Below are 19,846 nucleotides of genomic sequence, written 5' to 3' on the forward strand. Positions count from 1 at the left end.
CGAGCGCGGCAGGCATGAGAAGGCCCCCGGAGCGATGGCTCCGGGGGCCTTTTTCGTGCCGGAGGCCATCGGGACAACGGCCAGCGTCTTGCGCGCACGCCCGCGCTTCCGTAACGCTTTCGCGCGTCACGGCCGGGCGGTTAGCTCAGTTGGTAGAGCGTCTCCTTTACACGGAGAGGGTCGGGGGTTCGAGTCCCTCACCGCCCACCACGGACGCCCGATCCCCGTCGTCGGCGCCATCATGACAGTCGAAATCGAGAAAGACCGTTTCGCTTGCAACAGCAATCGAAGCGGATGTGTTTTTGTAACTTTGCATTGACCGAATGATATTCAATCTGGACCGCCGCCTCGATCGATGTCGATGGCCGCATTGCGATCTGGAGCGACGTGCCGATGCCTGCCGTTCGATACACCACCCGATCGCAGCCGGTGCCGAAGCTCGAAGGATCGGAGCATGCGCCGGTTTTGGTCTTTGATGAGGTACCGGTGTTCGGTCTCGTCGGCAGTTTCGGGAGGATCACGCTCACGGCCTATGTCCACGACATCGACGAGGGAGGCCAGCCCTTCAGCCGCCACGTCGCCGTCGCCCATCTGCGCGCCAGCAGCGAGGCGCTGCAAGCCCTGAGCAAGGCGGTCGACGGTCTCGCCCTTCTGCTGTCGAAGACGGAAGGTTCGGTCGCTCAGGTGAATTGACGCAAGCAGCCGGTTACGGAGACGGGGTCGGGTAGACGACGCCCCGCTCGCGCCCGTCGCGCCAGATCACATGGCAGAGCGTATCGATGCCGAGTTCCGCACAGACGAGACGAAACGTCTCGGTCGGCGTGGCCGGATCGGTGAACTCCAACAGGGCGCCCTGATCGTTGTGGTTCCAGATCAGGCATTCCGTCTCGATCGACTCATCGACCGATCGACAGATTGCGATCTTGAATCCGTTGAGGCGTGTCAGACGCCGTCGCTCTTCAGACACGACCTGCCCCCGATTCGCGTTCGTGACCAGAAGAGGCACGGCGATTGTCGATACGCAAACGGCAATCGGGTCCGGTTCGGCTCGGGCGACGATCCATCACGCGATCGTCACGCTTCGACTGGTGATGCCGAGCGTTCGTCCCATGTCCGCCGAGCGGAGCGGGGTTGCGTCACAAAAGGGCCAAGCTCGGGCCGCAGGGTAGGGCCGTCGTCCGCTGGGCCGGATGCGCGGGGTATGGTCATGATGGGTCGTCGCATCGTCCGGGCCGACGCTCGGCGGAGGCCGCGCAGGGCCCATCGCTTCACCCGCCTGCTGTCGCTGCTGCTCGTCTCCGTGATCGGCCTCGGCGTCGCCCAGTCGGCCGGCGAGACGGCGATGGAGGACGAGGCGGAGGGGGACGAGCGCATCGTCTTCCGCCACTTCGTCTGACGGCGGGCCGGCTTCCTCGATTTCGGCGCGATTGCGGACGATGACGCCTGCGAAAGCCCCTCCCGTACGACGGATCCCATGAGTGCATCGTCCCGTGCCGCCGTTCCGGTCGACCGGAACTGGGTCGAGCCGCCAGCCCACAAGGTCTCGGATCGTCCGGGCCCGGTCGACAGCTACCTTCTCGTTCTCAACGCGCTCATCCTGCGCGACATGCGCAGCCGCTTCAGCGCGTCGTACTGGGGCTACCTCGTCCAGATGTTGTGGCCGGTCGCCCACGTCATGATCATCGTCACGATCATGTATTTTCGCGAGATGGACTCGCCGATGGGCGAGTCCTCGCTGCTGTTCGTCGCCTCGGGAGCGTTTCCGTTCCTGGCCTTCAAATACATCTCCCGTGAGATGATGAAGGGCTACAACGTCCACAAGGCCCTGACGTGGTTTCCTCAGGTCAAGCGCGTCGACACGATGGTGGCCCGCGGCTCGGTCGAGATCTGCAGCAGCTTCATGGGCCTCGGCGTCGTGTGCCTGTTCCTGACCTTCATGGGCGTCGATCCGATCCCGGTCGACATCACCATGTCGATGACGGGTTACCTGACGGCGATCCTGATGGGTCTCTCCATCGGCAGCGTCAACGTCGGCATGGCCGCGATCTTCCCGTTCTGGATGATGCTCTACGTGGTGCTCGCCATCGTGCTCTACATCACCAGTGGGGTCCAGTTCATGGGCTGCTACATGCCGGAGCGCATTTACGCGATCATGAAGTGGAACCCGATGGTGCAGGTCGTCGAGTGGGTGCGGCTCGGATACGATCCCAACCTGCCGGTCACGATCGACTACCTCTACGTCTACGGCTGGATCTTCACCGCCTTCACGGTCGGCTTCCTGCTGGATCGCTACGTCGTCGCCCGCTGAAGGCGGCGCCCTCGTCCCGGACACGGTCCGGGACGCCATCGGGTCCGGGCGTCAGCCCAGGCGCAGCGGTCGGCCCGGTTCGAGGGGAAGCCGCGCCGCGGCAGCCGGGGCGAGTACCTCGCCCGTGACCTCGGCGATGTCGCAGGGTCTCAAGCCCGCGACCACTGCCGCCAGGGCCTGACCGGAATCGGCAGCGAGCACGGCGAAGCGTTCGGCCTCTCCGCCGGTGACCCGGATCACGTGGGCCCGCAGCTCTGGGGCCACCTGCCGGAACGGGTTGAAAGCCATGGCGCCGGTCCTCGCGAGGCGCCCCGTCCCCGCCGGAGGACGCCTCTCGATCTTGTGTTCGCAAGCCCGCGGCTTCGCGTCGGCGGCCATCACGTGACGGGGCGCGGCCCGAGATGGCCGCCGACGCCCGATGTCACACCGCGCAAGGTCCTCCACAAACAACAAAAATCAGTGAACCGCGCCACCGTCCCCCGGCCGCGGCGGCGGCGCCACACCCCGTCCCGCCGTTCGCGCAGGCGGGCTGCCGGGCCCTGCCATCGTCGCGCCGCCGTTCGGGCGGATGGGAGGGGCGCATCGTCGGCGGGCGCCCTCTCGCTCCGCGGACCGTGGATGCGCAACGGGCTTGGACGCGACGACCATGAACACACGTCAACGGGCAGCATTCCGTCGGCCGCGCCCCGCGGTCGCCTCCCTGGCAACGCTGGCGCTGATCGCCGCGCTGGCCTCGGGCGAGGCCGCCGCGCAGGCGCCCAACCCCGGGGACGGCGCCTGCCCGGTCCCGCCGGAGACGCCGGCTCTCCTCAACGCCAAGCCGCTCGGCAAGAAGAACGGCGAGCGCGACGAGGAAGGCCGCGCCTTCAACCGGGAGATGATGGGCGGCATGGTCGCCTTCATCAAAAGCCTGGAGCGCATGAGCGACGCCGCGATCAACGGCGACGCCGCCGCCGGCACCTGCTTCGGCACCAACCTCGACCGGTGGGTCCGCAACAACCCGGCCACGCTGCCGCAATCGGGCCAGGCGAATTTCGAGCAGACTTGGACCCTGAGCGCGGTCGCGCTCGCCGTCGTCAAGGCGCAGGCCGCGGGGGTGAAGATCACCCCGGAGGTCAAGAACTGGCTGCGCACCATGAGCGATGGGGTGCGGGCCTTCCACACCGCGAAGCCGTTCACGAACAACCATGCGGCTTGGGCGGCGGTCGCCGTCGGCGCGGCCGCCTACATCACCGGTGATCAGGACGCATGGCGCTGGGCGCTCGGCCGGGAATCCATCGTCACCGACCAGATTCAGGACGACGGCACGCTGCCGCGGGAATTGCAGCGCGGCAAGAGCGCCACGAGCTACCACCTCTTCACCGCGATGCCGCTGGCGGCCCTGAACCTGATGCAGCGCTGCCGCGGCGGCGTAGAGGCGTCGCAGGGGGCGGGCATGAAGCGCCTCGTCGCGCTCCTGCCGCAACTGGAGCAGAACCCGCAGTTCCTGGCCGCGCGGGCGGGGGCGGAGCAGGGCGTGCCCAAGCACTATCCGGTGGTCAGGATCCTGCGCGGCGAGAGCCAGGAGACGTTCTTCGAGCAGAAGCTCGGCGGCGAGACCGCCAACCTCCCCAAGGCCCTGGCCCGCTGCAAGTAAGCCTCCGGATCACCCCGGACCGGTGTCCGGGGCGATCCGGAGCGCGCGGATCAGACGATGAAGAAGTCGTCCGCCGCCAGCGCCGCCTTGTTGTCGAGGATGGCGATCTTCACGGCCGCCCCCTTGCCCGAGCCGTCGGCGTCGTAGAACAGCTCGCCCGTCGTCTGCCGGTAGACGAGGCGGTCGTCGAGATCGACCTTCGCCTTGCTGGCGTTCTTGAAGGCGGTGTCGTCGAGGTCGCCCGCGGCAAGCGCCGTGAACACGCTCTTCGACAGCCGGATCGTGTCCTCGGTGGCGAAGTCGGCGATGTGGTCGAGGTTGTTGCTGCCGGGCTTGGTCGAGAACAGGAAGGTGTCGGCGCCCTTGCCCCCACGCAGGACGTCGTTGCCGAGTCCGCCGCCGAGCACGTTGACGCCGGCATTGCCGGTCACGGTCTGGTCGAACTCGTTGCCGAACAGGTTGAGCTTGGCCGAACCGGTCGAGGCGGCGAACAGGAGCGTCTCCACCTCCTGGCCGGCGGCCAGCGCGTAGGAGGCGGTGGTGACGAGGGTGTCCCGGCCGCCGCCCTTGGCCTCGATGACGACGTCGCGGACAGAGTTCACCCGGTAGGTGTCGTCGCCCGCTGCACCCGCCATCCGGTCGGCCCCGGCGCGCCCGTCGAGGTCGTTGGCGTATTCGTTGCCCTCGATGGTGTCGTCGCCCGCGCCGCCGACGACGTTCTCGACGCTGCTGAAGCGGTCGTGGCCGATGTCGGCGCCCCTGGCGTTGTAATAGACGTAAGTGTTGTCGACGAGTTCGTAGGCACCCTTCATCGAGACGACGATGGCGGCGACCGCGGCGCTGAAATCCGCGGTGTCGATGTCGGCGGCGACCCAGGCCGTCTGATCGCCGCCGATGAGCCAGTCGTTGCCGAGGCCGCCGACCATCACGTCGGCGCCGTCGCCGCCGTACAGCGTGTCGTCGCCGGCACCGCCGACGAGGCGGTCGCCACCCAGCCAGCCGGACAGCGTGTCCTTGCCGTCGCCGCCGTCGAGCTGGTCGCGGCCGGCGCCGCCGTTGAGCGTGTCGGTTCCGAGGCCGCCGAAGGCGACGTTGTCGCCGTCGCCGGTTTCGATGACGTCGTCGCCCGCGCCGCCGGTCAGCCGGTCGTTGCCGGCATCGCCCCGCAGGGTGTCGTTGCCGTCGCCGCCGTCGAGGATGTCGTCGCCCGCGTCGCCGAACAGCCGGTCGTTGTTCGCGCCGCCGTCGAGCCGGTCCTTGCCGCGACCGCCGAACAGGATGTCGTCGCCGCCCATGCCGTACATGACGTCGGCCGAGGCGACGCCGCGGATCGTGTCGGCGGCGGAAAAGCCGGTCTGGGTCAGGGTGTCGGTCGCGGCGTCCCAGGCCCAGGAGGCGACCTGCGTCCCGTCCCGGTCCGGGCCGCCGTAGAGGTAGCGGATCGCGTCGATGTCGAGCGGGCCGAGCTTCGGGCCGTAGCCGTTGTAGCTCATCACCGTGTGGTCGGTGTCGTCGATCTCCTTCGCCAGCACGGGGTCGTCGTCGAACGGGTGCTTGAGCCCGAGCGCGTGGCCGATCTCGTGGACGATGACGTGGGTCATGTCGTCGATGCCGTAGCGGGCGACGCTGTCGTCGAGATAGATGTCGCCGCCGAACACCGAATCGTAGCTGTAATCGCCGCCGAGGCGGACCGAAGGGTAATAGGCGTAGCCGGCCGCCCCCGACTGGCTCGGGTCCTTGACGAGGTCGTAGGTGGCGAAGCGGATGTCGCCCTGGCCGGCATCGGCTTCGAGGAAGCGGATGCCGCTGTTGTCGCCCCATTGCTTCAGGGCATCGCGGGCGGCCGCCTTCTCGGCGTCGGTCAGGGGCTGGAACGAGGCGCGGAACGCGTCCGAGTAGCCCGAGCCGGCGACCGTGTCGTAGGAGACCGTGTCGAACGAATAGGTGATGAAGGCGGCTTTGCCGACCGTGCCTTCGCCCCACCACGAATCACCCGAGATCAGGGCCCGGTAATCGGACACGGTCGTCGCCATCGAAAATCCCCCGACGCTTTTCTCAAGCGATAGGAGGGGGGATTTCCGCGCGCAAGCATTCGCCCGCCGCAATCCTCGCTTTCTCGCCGCCCGTGTCTCGCGGGCGACAAGAAGCTTTTCATGGTTACGGTTACCACGCGACCGTGTAGGCGACCTCGAAAGTGCGGGGTCTGCCGAGATACCAGTTGGTGTTCACGTTTCCGGCAACGGTGCCGTCGAGGGCGTAGACCGTATCGAGCAGGTTCGACACCCGGAACGACAGGCGCGAGGCCGGCGTAACCTGCCGGTCGAGGCCCAGCGTCACCAAGGCGTAGTCCGGGCGACGGCCGAGGTTGGCGAAGTCGGAAAACATCGCGCCGACATATTGCACGCCGACCCGCGCCTCCCAGTCGCGGGCGAACGCCCAATTGACCCAGAGGTTGGCGACCTGCTCTGGGACGTTGATCGGCACGTTGCCGGCGAAATCGCCGAAATCGTCGTACTGGGCCTGCAGCAGGGCGAGGTTGGCGTCGATGCGCCAGCCCGGAAGAGGCAGCCACGACAGGGCGGCCTCCGCCCCGTAGGAGGATTGCTGCCCGACCTGGGCCACGAGCTGGCTGCTGCCCGGCACCGGGGAGAGCACGTCCTTCTTGACGATGCGGTAGCCGGCCAGCGTCCACTCGACCGCACCGCCGAAGGCGAGGCCCTTGGCCCCGACCTCGATCTGCTCGCCGGTCGAAAGCTTGAGGTTCGACAGCGATTGCGACAGCGAGATCAGGCTGTTCACCGGATCGGTGGCGGTGGCGTATTGCGCATAGAGCGTGGTGTCGGGCGTGAGCGCGTAGACGAGGCCGAAGCGGTAGCCGAGCGACTGGTACGAGCGCTCGAAGGAAGAACCGTTCAGGAGGTTGGCGCGGTAGAGGGTCGGCGCGTCGAAGCGAACGCCAGCCAGGAGCGAGAGCCGGTCGGTCACTTCGAGCCGGTTCTCGGCGAAGACGGAGGCCTGGTTCGTGGTCGTGGCGTAGGCCGGGACGGCGCGGCCGTTGGCCGGGAAGAAGCCAGGATCGTAGCCGATCAAGGGGACGCTCTGCGGCGGCTCATTGGAGGGCGGCTCGTTGAAGGTCCCGCTGAAGTTGTTGGTGTGGCGGAAGGTGATGTGGTTCACGTCGAAGCCGGCCGTGAACTGGTTCGGCAGGCCGAACAGCGAGCCACGAAACGTCGCGTCGAAGCGATTCCCGATCTGTTCCTGGCTGTGGATGATGTCGATGTAGTCCGAGCGGTTCACGCGCCCGGTCGAGGCATCGTAGACGTATTGTTCGGCATCGAGCCAGTGGCGCCGGCTCTGCAGGCGGTAGGCGGTGTTGCGGATCGTGACGTCGGCCGACGGCGTCCACTCGGTGCGCAGCTGGGTCCAGTTGTCCGCCCAGGTGATCTTGGAATCGCGGACGTTGTAGTTGTTGAAGCGCACCGCATCCAGCACGCGTCCGTTCACCAGCGGCGTGCCCCAGTAGCGCACCGGCTCCTGATAGCCGAGGTCGTGGCTGAGCGTGACGGCGAGGTCGGTCCTCGCCTGCCACGTCAGCGCGCCGGAGACCGCGAGGTTGCGGAACTCGCCGTTGGGGGTGATCCAGCCGTCGGCGCGGTTGCCGCTGACGTTGAGGCGGTAGGCGACCGATTCGCCGATCGGCCCGGTCGTATCGATCGCCGCGCGCACCAGCCCGTCCGAGCCGAGCCCGACGCGGGCGACGTTCAGCGGCGTGAACAGCGGCTTCTTCGAGACGACGTTGACGATGCCGCCGATGGCGCCCTCGCCGTAGAGCACGGACGCCGGACCACGCAGGATCTCGATGCGCTCGACGTTCCACGTGTCGAACGGGAAGGTCAGGGTGTTGGCGCCGACATAGAGCCGGGTGCCGTCGAACAGCGTTTGAATCGAGTTCTGCCCGGCAAAGCCCCGCGCGGTGAAGGCGCCGAGCCCGAAGCCCGGCGTGCCGAAGATCGAGATGCCGGTGCCGTTCTGCGAGACCGCTTCCAGCACCGAGGACTGGCCGCGCAAGCGGATGGTCTCGCCGGAGACGATGTCGAGGCTGGCCGGCGTCTGCAGCGGCGTGAGGCCCAACCGGCTCGCCCCGCGCGACGGCGTGCGCAGGTTGAGACCGACCGGCGAGGCCTGGGTCAGGCTGGGCTTGCGCAGGAGCGCCGCAGCCTCGGCGCCGATGGCGTCGGCGGGCGCGCCCAAGGGCACCTCGATGTTGCCCGCGACCGCGATCTCGTCGAGCCGGGTTTCCAGAGGCGCGGCCACCTGCGCCGCGGCGGCGAAGGGGAGGGCGCTCGCGAGCGTCGCGAGGATCGGCCGCACGCGGCGGCTTTTAGGGAGAGACATGAGAAGACGGGCCTCGGGCGGCGACGGTGGCACGTCACCGCGAACGAGGCCGTGGCACGGGTCCGACTCGACGGTCCGCGCTCCGACACCCGCCGAGGCACCCCGCCCAGCGCGTTTCGCGTGTGACCACGGCCGACGGCAGGTCTCCTGGCTCGCGGGTCGCCGTCCCTCATCGTCTTCCCAGGCGAGGCGCCCAGTGACGTGGTGATGGGGGACTCTCCGCTCACAGTTGCGGGGGCAGCCGCGGGGTCGGGCCAAGGCCCTCACCGCGTTCCCTTTTGATCCCTCTCGGGAACCGTCTACGGCCTAGCTAGGGGAGCGGGACCGGACAGGTCAACTGGATGTCGCGCGGACAGCGCGGATTCCTGTGCCTCAAGCATCGAAGCAGCGGGCCCAAGAAAAAAGGCCGCCCCGATGGAGGGCGGCCCGAAGTCTAGGGAGGAAACGCCCAAGAAGGGCAACGGGACCGCGACGCCATCGCGATCTCGCATGCCCATCCGTCTCACGGTGCGCTGCACAAAACAATCCCGACGAAGACGATCCCGGCCATGCGTCCGGCGCATGGATCACCGATTGAGAGGCCTCCGACCGGCGTCAGAACGTGGCGAGAAGCGAAGCCGGCGCTCCGGCGGCTCACGAACGACGTGTCGAAATCCGCCCCCGAGACCCCGGCGCCCCGCTGGATGCCCATCTGATTTCCGTTGCCCTGCTGCCCGCCGCGCTCGTGGTCGTGTTCGCTGTTGAAGGCACCGGCCTGACCCGGACCCAGGACACCCACACCGCCGAAGGCGGCGGCAGGGCAAGGACGCCGTAGGGGAGGGGACGGCTTTCGGGCGATCGACGGCTCGGCAGTACCCGCACCGTCATGGCGATGCGAAACGGGCGCAATCCAGTGCTCCGCACTGTCCGGGGAAGTCGCAAACGGAGCCGCTCCGTCGGCACGGTCACGCCCTCTCTCGAAAAGTCGCGCCCTGGTTTGCTTCGGCACCCCATCGCAATGACGGATTGGGTCTCCGTCGATCGACAGGCCCCTTTTCCACAGTATCGAAAGCTCACGGCCACGATCTCGCACGCCCCTTGCTTCGCTTCGCCGACGAAATGTTTCGAGGCCTCGACGGCGATGCGGATTCCGGCCCTCCTCCCCTTCCTGCTCACGACCCTGCCGTCGCCGGCCGAGGTCATGGCGATGGAGGCGCATATCGCGGCGGTGGAGTTCGCGGTCGCGGCCGATCCGCTGATCGGCACGCGGGTGACGCTGGACGATTGCCATCTCGTCTTCGCCACCGAGAGCGAGGCGACCTGCCTCGGCCTCGCGCCGCAGGCCGCCGCGAATTCGGCGCCGCCGCTGCGCCGGGTGCTGGTGCGGCTGTCGGACGCCGGTGCTGTCCGCGCGGGGCGGCTGTGCGAGGGCGGCGCGCTGGACGACGCCTGCCATGTCAGCGTCTCGGGCGTGGTCGAGGATCAGTCCGGCGCCTTCGGCCTCGGCGAGCGGGCCATGCTGGGCCTGCGCGAGGGCACCATCCACTGGCCGGACTGAAACCCGAGGATCATCCCGGCGTTGACGGGCCAGGGAGTTCGACCATGACCAAGCGCATCCTGCTCGCGACCGTTCTCACGACCGCCTTCGCCACCGCGGCCGCGGCGCAAGCCCCCCAGACCGGGGTCGGCGGCGGCCCGACCTCGACGGTGACGGCGCCCAACACCTCCGCGGTCGGCCGCACCATGCCGCCCGCGGGCGGCGGCGGGCTCGACCGGGTCGACCGCGGCGAGTCGCGCTCGATCGAGCGGGAGACCCGCACCGAGCGCAAGAACGACAAGATCGACACCGGCATCTGCATCGGCTGCGACAAGTAGGCCGGCGTCCGGCCCTCCGGGTCACTCCGACCAGCGCAGGGAGGCGGCGGCGGCGAGCGTCCCGATCACCCCCGCGATCAGGCTAAGCGCGGCGAGCACCGCCAGCGGCGTCGTGAACGGCACGGTGCCGCCGAGCGCGGCTTCCGTGGCCGAGACGCCGAAGATCAGGGTCGGGATCATCAGCGGCAGCACCACGATCGCCAGAATAAGGCCGCCGCGGCGGATCGTGGCGGTGAGCGCGGCGCCGACCGCGCCGATGAAGGCGAGCGCGGGCGTGCCCACGAGCAGCGTCAGCGCGGTCGCCCCCATCGCTGTCGGCGAGAGCGCCACCAGCAGCCCGAACAGCGGCGCCGAGAGTGCGAGCGGCAGGCCGGTCGTGAGCCAGTAGGCGGCGACTTTCGCCAGCACCACGAGTTCGAGCGGCACGGCGGCCCCGGTCATCAGGTCGAGGGAGCCGTCCTCCTCGTCGGACTGAAATAGCCGGTCGAGGCCGATCAGGGTCGCCAGCACCGCGGCGAGCCAGAGGATCGCCGGGCCGATCCGCGACAGCAGGTTGAGGTCGGGCCCGAGCGCGAACGGCACCAGCACCACGATCATCAGGAAGAACACCAGCGACAGCGCCCCCGAGCCGCCGACGCGCGCGGCGAGCTTGAGGTCGCGGGCGAGAAGCGCCGTGAACGCCCGCATCATGCCCAGATCTCCTCGATCCGCTCGTCGGTCGTTCGATCCACGGTATCCGGACCGATGCGCAACTCGCGGGCATCCTCCAGCCCGAGCGCCTGATGGGTCGCGGCGACGACGAGGCCGCCTTCCGCCCGGTGCCGGGCCATCATCGCGGCGAGCACTTCCTGCGAGGCGAGATCGAGGGCCGCGGTCGGCTCGTCGAGGAGCCAGAGCGGGCGGCGGCAGACGAGGAGCCGCGCCAGCGCCACCCGCCGCCGCTGCCCCGCCGAGAGATAGCCCACCGGCAGCCGCGCCACGTGCGGCAGACCCAACTCGGCGAGCGCGTCGCGCGGTTCGAGCGCGGCGTCCCCCAGAAGATCGCGGGCGAAATCGAGGTTCTCCTGGGCGGTCAGCGCGGATTTGAGGCCGTCGCGGTGGCCGACGACGTGCAGGCGCTCGAACAGCGTCGCCTCCCCGATGTCCTCGCCGCGGATCGTCCCGGCATCGGGCTTCAACCGCCCGGCCAGCATCGCGAGCAGGCTCGACTTGCCCGCGCCGTTGCGTCCCGTGACCATCAGCGCCTCGCCCGGCGCCAGGGCGAAGGACAGACCGGAAAAGATGCGGCGGCCCGAACGGCGGCAGGCGAGGCTTTGGACGATCAGCCGCACGGATTCATGTGTGACGCCACGCGCCCATCCTCCGGCCGCTCGGGAAGGCCCCGGCGGAAACGGCGATTGCGATAGCCTAATGCGCGGTTCGAGGCGAACCGGCCGCCACGCGGCGCATTGAACCGGACGGTCCATTCGCGGACCCGACAGGAGGCGGCCGTGGATTCGGGCGCGAGCGCACACCCCACCGAGGCCGAGTTCGAGCAGGACCCGGCGGCGATCGCCGGGCGCAAACTGCTGGAAGAGCGGCTGGCGCGCCTCACGCCCGATCAACTCTCCGCGTTCTGGGAGGCCGTCGGCCGCTGCTTCGGCGCGCCGCCGCCCGAGGCGCCGTAGCCCGCCGTTTCAGGAAGGGCAGACCGTCACTGCCCACGCGACGGGCAGTAGCGGCCAGATTCGAAACGTTCTATAGACCGGCCCAGGCTGCGCCGCGCGACATTCTCAGGGCGTCCAAATCGCCCCTCGCGCACCATCCTGAGTGCCGGTTCCGGCACTCTTCCCGGGCGCCCCCGGGGCGGCGCGCGCTCGTTCACGAGCGCATACGGCCGAACACCTCTCGTGGCGCAGGTTATGCCTACGCCGTGTTCGACAACGCCAGCTTCAGGATCCGACTAGCCGTGGCATCGCTCGACAGCTTCAAGGCCCGCCAGACGCTTCAAGCCGGGGGCAAGACCTACACCTACTACTCGATCCCGCAGGCGCAGCAGAACGGCCTGGCCGATTCGACCGCCCTGCCGTTCTCGATGAAGGTGATCCTCGAGAACCTGCTGCGGTTCGAGGACGACCGCTCGGTGCGGAAAGGGGACATCGAGGCCGCCGTCGCGTGGCTCGACACCAAGGGCAAGGCCGAGACCGAGATCGCCTTCCGCCCCTCCCGCGTGCTGATGCAGGACTTCACGGGCGTGCCCGCGGTGGTGGACCTCGCCGCGATGCGCGACGCCATGGTCTCGCTCGGCGGCGACCCCCAGAAGATCAACCCGCTGGTGCCGGTGGATCTCGTCATCGACCACTCGGTGATCGTCGACGAGTTCGGCACCCCGAAGGCACTCGGCGACAACGTCGCCCTCGAATACGCCCGCAACGGCGAGCGCTACACCTTCCTCAAGTGGGGCCAGTCGGCCTTCGACAACTTCTCCGTCGTGCCGCCCGGCACCGGCATCTGCCATCAGGTGAATCTGGAATACCTGTCGCAGACGGTGTGGACGCGCTCGGAAGACGGCGCCGAGGTCGCCTATCCGGATTCGCTGGTCGGCACCGATTCGCACACCACCATGGTCAACGGTCTGGCCGTGCTCGGCTGGGGCGTCGGCGGCATCGAGGCCGAGGCCGCGATGCTCGGCCAGCCGCTGTCGATGCTGATCCCCGAGGTCGTCGGCTTCAAGCTGTCGGGCAAGCTGCCCGAGGGCACCACCGCGACCGACCTCGTGCTCACCGTCACGCAGATGCTGCGCAAGAAGGGCGTGGTCGGCAAGTTCGTGGAGTTCTATGGTCCCGGCCTCGACGACATGGCGGTGGCCGACCGCGCCACGATCTCCAACATGGCCCCGGAATACGGCGCCACCTGCGGCTTCTTCCCGATCGACCGGAAGACCATCGACTTCCTCAAGGTGACCGGCCGCGACGACGCCCGCATCGAACTGGTCGAGGCCTATGCCAAGGCGCAGGGGATGTGGCGCGACGCGCAGACCCCCGATCCGGTCTTCACCGACACGCTGGAACTCGACATGGGCACCGTGCGCCCGTCGCTCGCGGGCCCGAAGCGCCCGCAGGACCGTGTGCTGCTCGACGCTGCCAAGCCGGGCTTCGCCGATTCGATGGAGAAGGAGTTCAAGCGGGCCGCCGACATCGCGAGCCGCTACGCGGTCGAGGGCACCAACTTCGACATCGGCCACGGCGACGTGGTGATCGCGGCGATCACGTCCTGCACCAACACCTCGAACCCGAGCGTGATGATCGGCGCCGGCCTGCTCGCCCGCAACGCGGTCGCCAAGGGTCTGCGCTCGAAGCCGTGGGTGAAGACCTCGCTCGCCCCCGGCTCGCAGGTGGTCGGCGAGTATCTCGATAAGTCCGGCCTGCAGGAGAGCCTCGACGCGCTCGGCTTCAACCTCGTCGGCTTCGGCTGCACCACCTGCATCGGCAATTCGGGCCCGCTCCCGCCCGCGATCTCGAAGGCGATCAACGACAACGACGTGGTCGCAGCCGCCGTGCTCTCGGGCAACCGCAACTTCGAGGGCCGCGTGAACCCCGACGTGCGCGCCAACTACCTCGCCTCGCCACCGCTGGTGGTGGCTTACGCGCTCGCCGGCTCGCTCCAGATCGACATCACCACCGAGCCGCTGGGCCAGGGCTCGGACGGGCAGCCGGTCTACCTCAAGGACATCTGGCCGTCCTCGGAAGAGGTGAACCGCTTCATCGAGGAGAACATCACCTCGACCCTGTTCAAGAGCCGCTACGCCGACGTGTTCGGCGGCGACGCCAACTGGCAGGGCGTCGAGGTGACCGAGGCCGAGACCTTCGCCTGGGACGGCGGCTCGACCTACGTGCAGAACCCGCCCTACTTCGAGGGCATGACCAAGACCCCCGATCCGGTCACCGACATCGAGGGGGCCCGCATCCTCGGCCTCTTCCTCGACTCGATCACCACCGACCACATCTCGCCCGCGGGCAACATCCGCGCGGCCTCGCCCGCCGGCGCGTACCTGCAAGAGCATCAGGTACGGGTGCAGGACTTCAACCAGTACGGCACGCGCCGCGGCAACCACGAAGTCATGATGCGGGGCACCTTCGCCAACATCCGCATCAAGAACCAGATGGTGCGCGACGAGGCCGGCAACGTCGTCGAGGGCGGCTGGACGCTGTTCCAGCCCTCGGGCGAACAGCTCTACATCTACGACGCCGCCCAGAAATACGCGGAGCAGGGCACCCCGCTCGTCGTCTTCGCCGGCAAGGAATACGGCACCGGCTCGTCCCGCGACTGGGCGGCCAAGGGCACCAAGCTCCTGGGCGTCCGCGCCGTGATCGCCGAGAGCTTCGAGCGCATCCACCGCTCGAACCTCGTCGGCATGGGCGTGGTGCCGCTGGTGTTCCAGGGTGAGGAATCGTGGCAGTCGCTCGGGCTGAAGGGCGACGAGACCGTGACGATCAAGGGCCTGGCCGGCGAGCTGAAGCCGCGCCAGACGCTGACCGCCGAGATCACCTCGGCCGACGGCACGAAGCGGGAGGTACCGCTGACCTGCCGGATCGATACGCTCGACGAGTTGGAATACTTCCGCAACGGCGGCATCCTGCCGTACGTGCTGCGCTCGCTCGCGGCGTAAGCTGCAACAAAACCCTCCCCCCTCCGCGGGGGAGGGTGCCTGCGGAGCAGGCGGGAGAGGGGAGCGCCGGTCCCGTGTGGGTGCGCTCGTCCCACCCTATCCCCTCATCCTGAGGTGCCGCGCAGCGGCCTCGAAGGAGGGATCCGGTGTATCACGCGATCCCTGGAGCCCTCCTTCGAGGCTCCGCTTTGCGGAGCACCTCAGGATGAGGGAGAGGGTGGAAGCGCCGCCAACACGGGAGGACATTCCATGAAGATGTACGGCAACTGGCGCTCGGCCGCCGCCTTCCGCGTGCGCATCGCGATGAACCTCAAGGGCATCGCCTACGAGGAAGTGTTTCTCGATCTCGACGCGGGCGACCAGTTCAAGCCCGACTTCCTGGCAATCAACCCGCAGGGCGCTGTACCGGCCCTGTTCGACGGCGACGGTCCGCCGCTCACCCAATCGCTCGCCATCCTCGACTATCTGGAGGAGACGCAACCAGGCGTGAAACTGCTGCCGGCCGACCCGCGCGAGCGCGCCCGCGCCCGCTCGCTCGCCCAGGTCGTGGCCTGCGACACCCACCCCCTCTACGTGCCCCGCGTCCGCAATTTCCTGATGGAACATTACGGGCTCCCGCGGGAAAAAATGCTCGACTTCCTGCGCAACGCCTTCACCACCGGCCTCAAGGTGCTGGAGCAGCGCCTCGCGAACGAGCCCGGCACCGGCCGCTACTGCCAGGGCGACGCGGTGAGCCATGCCGACCTGTGCCTGATCAGCCTGTGGGTCGGCACCGGCATCTTCGGCATCGACACCGCGCCCTATCCGACGGTGAAGCGCATCGCGGACGACCTGCTCACCCTCGACGCGGTCGCCCGCGCCCACCCCCTGCGCCAGCCCGGCGCGCCGGCGCAGTAGGCACGTCCGCCCCGCGGCCCACCCGCGCATCGGCGGAGTGGGCCGATTCACGATTGCTGGTGTAAGATCGTTCCAAACTGGCAAAGGGCGCCCGGCGAGGCGACCCGCGTGGAGTGGGGCGAGGAATGGTTCCGAGCGAGTCGGTCACCGATCTGCACAAGATCGTCGTGGTGGGGGGAGGCGCGGCCGGGCTGGAATTGGTGACCGCGCTCGGCAACAAGTACGGCAAGTCCGGCAAGGCCCACGTCACGCTGGTGGACCGCGCCCGCACCCATATCTGGAAGCCGCTGCTGCACGAGGTCGCCGCCGGCTCGCTCGATGTCGGCCACCACGCGGTCGATTACCTGCACCACGCCCACGCCAACCACTTCCGCTACCGCATCGGCGAGATGACCGCGCTCGACCGCGAGCGCCGGATCGTCCAGCTCGCCGCGAGCACCGACAGCGAGGGCCGCGAGGTCACGCCGGTGCGCGCGATCCCCTACGACACGCTGGTGATGGCGGTGGGCTCCACCACCAACGATTTCGGCACGCCCGGCGTGAAGGAGCACGCCATTGCGCTCGACACGCAGGAGCAGGCGGTGCGCTTCCACCAGCGCCTCGTCAACGGCATGCTGCGCGCCCACACGCAGGAGGGCCCGGTCCGTCCGGGGCAGCTCCACGTCACCGTGATCGGCGCGGGCGCCACCGGCACCGAACTCGCGGCCGAACTCCACCGCACCACCCGCGAGGTCGCCAAGACCGGCCTCGACAAGATCGATCCGGCCAAGGACCTCAAGATCACCCTGGTCGAAGCCGCCGACCGCATCCTGCCCGCCGTCCCGGCCCGGCTTGCGGGCGACGTGATGGCGCTGCTCGCCAAGATCGGCGTCGAGGTGCGGGTGAAGGCGCGCGTCACCGAGGTGCGGGCCGACGGCGTGCAGCTCGCCGACGGCGGCTTCATCCCGTCCGAACTCGTGGTGTGGGCCGCGGGCGTGAAGGGCGCGAACTTCCTGAAGGATCTCGGCGGCCTGGAGACGACGCGCAACAACCAGCTCGTCGTGACGCCGACGCTCCAAACTACCCGCGACCCGGACGTGTTCGCCATGGGCGACTGCGCCTACCTCGTCGAGCAGGGCTCGGATACGCCGATCCCGCCGCGCGCTCAGGCCGCCCACCAGCAGGCCGCGCATCTCGTGAAGCAGATCCCCAACAAGATGGCCGGCAAGCCGCTGAAACCGTTCAAGTACCGCGATTTCGGCTCGCTGGTCTCGCTCGGCGAATACACCACGGTCGGCAACCTGATGGGCTTCATCCAGGGGAAGAACATGTTCATCGCCGGCCTCTTCGCCCGGCTGATGTACCGCTCGCTCTACAAGATGCACGAGACGGCGGTGAACGGCTTCTGGAAGACCGCCCTCGACGCGCTGGCGCGTGCGATCACGCGGCGGACCGTAGCGCGGGTGAAGTTGCACTGAGGCCGTTAGGGCTCACGCGACGCAGGCTTATCGTCCGCGTCTCCACGCACCGCCGTCATTCCAGGGCTCGCCGTAGGCGAGAACCCGGAATCCACGACGGGTCTCAACGCTTCTTGTGGCCGCGCATCACGGGTGGATTCCGGGCTCCGCTACGCGGCCCCGGAATGACGGGGGTGAGGTCCGAGGGCTCACGCGCTTGAACCGCCGCCCCCGCGCCTCATCTTCGCTTCCGACCGACTCGCGTGAAGTCGGCCGGAAGGAGATCCCATGGTCCTGATCAGCGTGATGTATCCGAGCGACAGCGGCACCCGCTTCGACATGGATTACTATCTCAAGAAGCACATGCCGCTGGTGAGCCAGCGCTGGTCGTCCAAGGGGCTGCACGACTACACGGTGCTCAAGGGCGCCGGCACGCCGGACGGCGGCACCGCCCCGTATCAGGTGGTCGCCAACCTGCGCTTCGACTCGGCCGACGCCTTCAAGCGGGCCGCGGGCGAGGACGGCGAAGAAATCTTCGGCGACATCCCGAACTTTACGGATTCCCAGCCGGTGGTGCAGATCAGCGATTTCGCGGAATAGGCGTCACTCCGGGCCGGTGCGCCGGCCCGGACGACGCGGATGGACAGGACGGAACGCCGATGATCGACATCATCAAGCAGTTGCAGGGGGCGAACCCTTCGCTCGGCACCACGATCATCGTGCTGCGCGCCGATTCGCGCGCCTTGAGCGATCCCGCGACGCTGACGCCGGAGGCGCAGGCCTGGATCGCGCAGAACGCGCCCGACGCGCGCATGTCGCAGGAAAAGGTCCTGCTCGCTCCCTATCCGGGCGCGGCGCCCGCGGAGCGCACGGTGACGGTGCTGGCTTTTTCGGAGTCTCGCCACCTCGCCGCCTTCGCGACCGCCTGGACCGCGGACCCGATCGAGGACGAGGACGCGGCGTAGCGCTCTTTTCGAACGAAACTCCCACCCACACCCTCATCCTGAGGTGCCGCGCAGCGGCCTCGAAGGAGGGCTCCATGGATCGCGCGATCCGCTGGAGTCCTCCTTCGAGGCTTCGCTCCACTTCGCACCTCAGGATGAGGGGGTTGGGTAGGATGAGTGGAGATGAGGGGAGCGAAGCGAAACCGCTTCACCGCCCCCCGACGATCCGCTCGGCCGCCTTGATCATGTCCTTCATCGCCGCGGTCGCGGCCTTGTAGGCCGGGGTGCCGACGTCCCAGTTGTTCTGGGCGATCCCCGCGACCATCCGGGCGGCCTCCTCATGGGCCTTGGCGTCGGCGGTGAGGAAGGCCTCGACCGCGCCCGCATCCGCCCCGCTGACGCGGGCGGCTTCCGCCGCACGCTTGGCGGCGCGGTCGCGCAGGGTCGCGACAGCCTGATCCGCCGGGGCGAATCCGACGAGGATCGTGGCGAGCGCGCGCTTCCAAACGCCGATATCGGCGGGCAGCCGCACCAGCTCGTAAAGCTCGAGGCCGGCGGCGTCCTCCAGCCCGGCCTGGGCCAGCGCCTCGGCCTTCACGAGGCGGCTGGTGATGCTGTCGATCTCGGTGCGGGTCTTGGCCGCCTTCTCGGCGATGCTCTGGACGCTGCCCGAAATCTCGGAGGTCGCGCTGCGCTGCTGACCGAGAGCGGTGGCGAGCGCCGCGTTGAGTTCGCTGGTCTGCGCCATGCGCTCGGCCGCGTCCTCGACCCGGCCGCCGAGATTCTCGACCACGGTGTTGCCGCTCGCCACCGCCGCGCGGCTCTCCTCCACGGCCTTGGCGATCTGGCCCATCTCGCCCTGGAGCGTGTTGAGCCACGTGCGGATCTGCTCGGTCGAGCGGGCGGTTTGCCCTGAGAGCGATTTCACCTCCGCGGCGACCACCGAGAAGCCGCGGCCCGCCTCGCCCGCGCGCGCCGCCTCGATCGTGGCGTTCAGCGCGAGCAGGTTGGTCTGGCTGGAGATCGTCGCGATTGTGCCCGCCATGGTGCCGATCTCGGCGATGGCGTTCTGCAAGAGCTTCAGCCGCTCGTCGATCTGGTGGGTGCGGTCGCGGATCGCGTCCATGGCGGCGCGGGCGTTGCGCACATCCGAGGTGCAGTTCGCCATCGCCTCGCTGGCGGCGAGCGCGGAGGCGCCGGCCGAATCGGAGGTCTCCGACACCTCGGCGATGGAGGCGACCATCTGCTCGATGGCGCTGGCGATGGTCTGCGTCGATTGCGCGACCTCGCCGATGTCGTAGGTGGTCCAGCCGATGTTGATCGCGCTCTCGGAGGCCTCCTTGGCGACCGCCGCGAGCTTGGCCCGCTCGGCCCGCAGCCCGGCGTCGCGCGACCGGCCGAGACCGCCGAGCGCGGCGCCGACCGGCGTGCCCTTGAGCGACGAATCGTCCTCGAGGCCCGCGCCCTTGGTCAACCGCTCGATCGCCGCGACGAGGCGCGCCTCGTCCGACGGCCCCTCGGACCGACCTGCGGGATTCGGTGGGACCGAAGGCCCCGCATCGCGACGGAACTTGAGAGGCAGCATATTGATCCTGGGTACCTCTTCGCCTTCGAGCGCCCGAAAGGGTTGCGCCGTCTCGAGCCCCGAAACAGCTCCGGCCAGAGTCCGGAGTTGCTTGCGCCCTATGTCCCCTGGACCCTCTCACCACGCCGTTAAAATTTGATTTC

General features: G+C 68.7%; 19 protein-coding genes, 1 tRNA gene and 1 riboswitch. Of the genes, 13 read left to right on the plus strand and 7 right to left on the minus strand.

The window, feature by feature from the left end; genetic code table 11:
• Nucleotides 1–134: 134 nt before the first annotated feature.
• Nucleotides 135–210: transfer RNA gene (locus tag ASG52_RS11495), tRNA-Val, on the plus strand.
• Nucleotides 211–393: 183 nt separating this feature from the next.
• Nucleotides 394–693 carry a hypothetical protein gene (locus ASG52_RS11500; RefSeq protein WP_210170409.1) on the plus strand — a complete coding sequence of 100 codons (300 nt, stop codon included), beginning with the start codon at nucleotides 394–396 and terminating at the stop codon, nucleotides 691–693.
• A gap of 13 nt (nucleotides 694–706) precedes the next feature.
• Here the strand turns inward: ASG52_RS11500 and ASG52_RS11505 are convergent, their stop codons facing one another.
• Nucleotides 707–967 carry a hypothetical protein gene (locus tag ASG52_RS11505; protein ID WP_056243017.1) on the minus strand — a complete coding sequence of 87 codons (261 nt, stop codon included), beginning with the start codon at nucleotides 965–967 and terminating at the stop codon, nucleotides 707–709.
• Between the two features lie 240 nt (nucleotides 968–1,207).
• Here ASG52_RS11505 and ASG52_RS11510 point away from each other — a divergent pair, with 240 nt between their 5' ends.
• Nucleotides 1,208–1,396, plus strand: coding sequence for a hypothetical protein (locus tag ASG52_RS11510; protein WP_156383891.1), 189 nt, complete (start codon nucleotides 1,208–1,210; stop codon nucleotides 1,394–1,396).
• Between the two features lie 78 nt (nucleotides 1,397–1,474).
• Complete coding sequence (locus ASG52_RS11515; protein WP_056243020.1) at nucleotides 1,475–2,308, plus strand: ABC transporter permease; 834 nt, start codon at nucleotides 1,475–1,477, stop codon at nucleotides 2,306–2,308.
• A 51-nt stretch (nucleotides 2,309–2,359) separates the two neighbouring features.
• Here ASG52_RS11515 and ASG52_RS11520 read toward each other — a convergent pair whose 3' ends face one another.
• Nucleotides 2,360–2,596, minus strand: a complete 237-nt coding sequence (locus tag ASG52_RS11520) for a hypothetical protein (RefSeq protein WP_056243022.1) — start codon at nucleotides 2,594–2,596, stop codon at nucleotides 2,360–2,362.
• A 358-nt stretch (nucleotides 2,597–2,954) separates the two neighbouring features.
• On the opposite strand from ASG52_RS11520, the gene ASG52_RS11525 reads away from it, so the two are divergent.
• On the plus strand, nucleotides 2,955–3,944 hold the full coding sequence (locus tag ASG52_RS11525) for an alginate lyase family protein (RefSeq protein ID WP_162249994.1): 990 nt from the start codon (nucleotides 2,955–2,957) through the stop codon (nucleotides 3,942–3,944).
• Nucleotides 3,945–3,994: 50 nt separating this feature from the next.
• Here the strand turns inward: ASG52_RS11525 and ASG52_RS11530 are convergent, their stop codons facing one another.
• Nucleotides 3,995–5,977: a M57 family metalloprotease gene (locus ASG52_RS11530; protein ID WP_056243025.1), complete on the minus strand. Its 1,983-nt coding sequence runs from the start codon at nucleotides 5,975–5,977 to the stop codon at nucleotides 3,995–3,997.
• A gap of 130 nt (nucleotides 5,978–6,107) precedes the next feature.
• A complete protein-coding gene (locus ASG52_RS11535) occupies nucleotides 6,108–8,339 on the minus strand; it encodes a TonB-dependent receptor (RefSeq protein ID WP_056243027.1) in 2,232 nt (743 codons plus the stop codon).
• 120 nt (nucleotides 8,340–8,459) lie between these two features.
• A riboswitch (cobalamin riboswitch) is annotated at nucleotides 8,460–8,654 on the minus strand.
• A gap of 805 nt (nucleotides 8,655–9,459) precedes the next feature.
• Between ASG52_RS11535 and ASG52_RS11545 the strand changes: the two genes are divergently transcribed.
• Nucleotides 9,460–9,876, plus strand: coding sequence for a hypothetical protein (locus ASG52_RS11545; protein WP_056243031.1), 417 nt, complete (start codon nucleotides 9,460–9,462; stop codon nucleotides 9,874–9,876).
• 44 nt (nucleotides 9,877–9,920) lie between these two features.
• The gene (locus ASG52_RS11550) at nucleotides 9,921–10,193 is read left to right on the plus strand and encodes a hypothetical protein (RefSeq protein WP_056243033.1); all 273 of its coding nucleotides are present in this window, start codon (nucleotides 9,921–9,923) and stop codon (nucleotides 10,191–10,193) included.
• A gap of 21 nt (nucleotides 10,194–10,214) precedes the next feature.
• On the opposite strand, the gene ccmB is transcribed toward ASG52_RS11550, so the two are convergent.
• Together ccmB and ccmA are read right to left on the minus strand one after the other, a co-directional pair.
• Nucleotides 10,215–10,883, minus strand: coding sequence for a heme exporter protein CcmB (ccmB, locus tag ASG52_RS11555; protein WP_056243035.1), 669 nt, complete (start codon nucleotides 10,881–10,883; stop codon nucleotides 10,215–10,217).
• Nucleotides 10,880–11,524, minus strand: a complete 645-nt coding sequence (gene ccmA, locus ASG52_RS11560; protein ID WP_056243037.1) for a heme ABC exporter ATP-binding protein CcmA — start codon at nucleotides 11,522–11,524, stop codon at nucleotides 10,880–10,882. The genes ccmB and ccmA overlap by 4 nt, the downstream gene beginning before the upstream one ends.
• 159 nt (nucleotides 11,525–11,683) lie before the next feature.
• Here ccmA and ASG52_RS27850 point away from each other — a divergent pair, with 159 nt between their 5' ends.
• From ASG52_RS27850 to ASG52_RS11590, 6 genes are all read left to right on the plus strand, one after another.
• Nucleotides 11,684–11,860, plus strand: a complete 177-nt coding sequence (locus ASG52_RS27850; protein ID WP_200945597.1) for a hypothetical protein — start codon at nucleotides 11,684–11,686, stop codon at nucleotides 11,858–11,860.
• 281 nt (nucleotides 11,861–12,141) lie between these two features.
• Nucleotides 12,142–14,841, plus strand: a complete 2,700-nt coding sequence (gene acnA, locus ASG52_RS11570) for an aconitate hydratase AcnA (protein WP_056243232.1) — start codon at nucleotides 12,142–12,144, stop codon at nucleotides 14,839–14,841.
• 249 nt (nucleotides 14,842–15,090) lie between these two features.
• Nucleotides 15,091–15,738 carry a maleylacetoacetate isomerase gene (gene maiA / locus ASG52_RS11575; protein WP_056243041.1) on the plus strand — a complete coding sequence of 216 codons (648 nt, stop codon included), beginning with the start codon at nucleotides 15,091–15,093 and terminating at the stop codon, nucleotides 15,736–15,738.
• Between the two features lie 125 nt (nucleotides 15,739–15,863).
• Nucleotides 15,864–17,195 carry an NAD(P)/FAD-dependent oxidoreductase gene (locus ASG52_RS11580; protein ID WP_056243043.1) on the plus strand — a complete coding sequence of 444 codons (1,332 nt, stop codon included), beginning with the start codon at nucleotides 15,864–15,866 and terminating at the stop codon, nucleotides 17,193–17,195.
• 267 nt (nucleotides 17,196–17,462) lie between these two features.
• Nucleotides 17,463–17,774 carry an EthD family reductase gene (locus ASG52_RS11585; RefSeq protein WP_056243045.1) on the plus strand — a complete coding sequence of 104 codons (312 nt, stop codon included), beginning with the start codon at nucleotides 17,463–17,465 and terminating at the stop codon, nucleotides 17,772–17,774.
• A gap of 59 nt (nucleotides 17,775–17,833) precedes the next feature.
• Nucleotides 17,834–18,139 carry a hypothetical protein gene (locus tag ASG52_RS11590; protein ID WP_056243048.1) on the plus strand — a complete coding sequence of 102 codons (306 nt, stop codon included), beginning with the start codon at nucleotides 17,834–17,836 and terminating at the stop codon, nucleotides 18,137–18,139.
• Between the two features lie 187 nt (nucleotides 18,140–18,326).
• On the opposite strand, the gene ASG52_RS11595 is transcribed toward ASG52_RS11590, so the two are convergent.
• Nucleotides 18,327–19,703 (minus strand): methyl-accepting chemotaxis protein, encoded by a 1,377-nt coding sequence (locus ASG52_RS11595; RefSeq protein WP_056243050.1) that lies wholly within the window; start codon nucleotides 19,701–19,703, stop codon nucleotides 18,327–18,329.
• Between the last annotated feature and the right edge of the window lie 143 nt (nucleotides 19,704–19,846).

Source organism: Methylobacterium sp. Leaf456 (assembly GCF_001425465.1).
Lineage (GTDB): Bacteria > Pseudomonadota > Alphaproteobacteria > Rhizobiales > Beijerinckiaceae > Methylobacterium.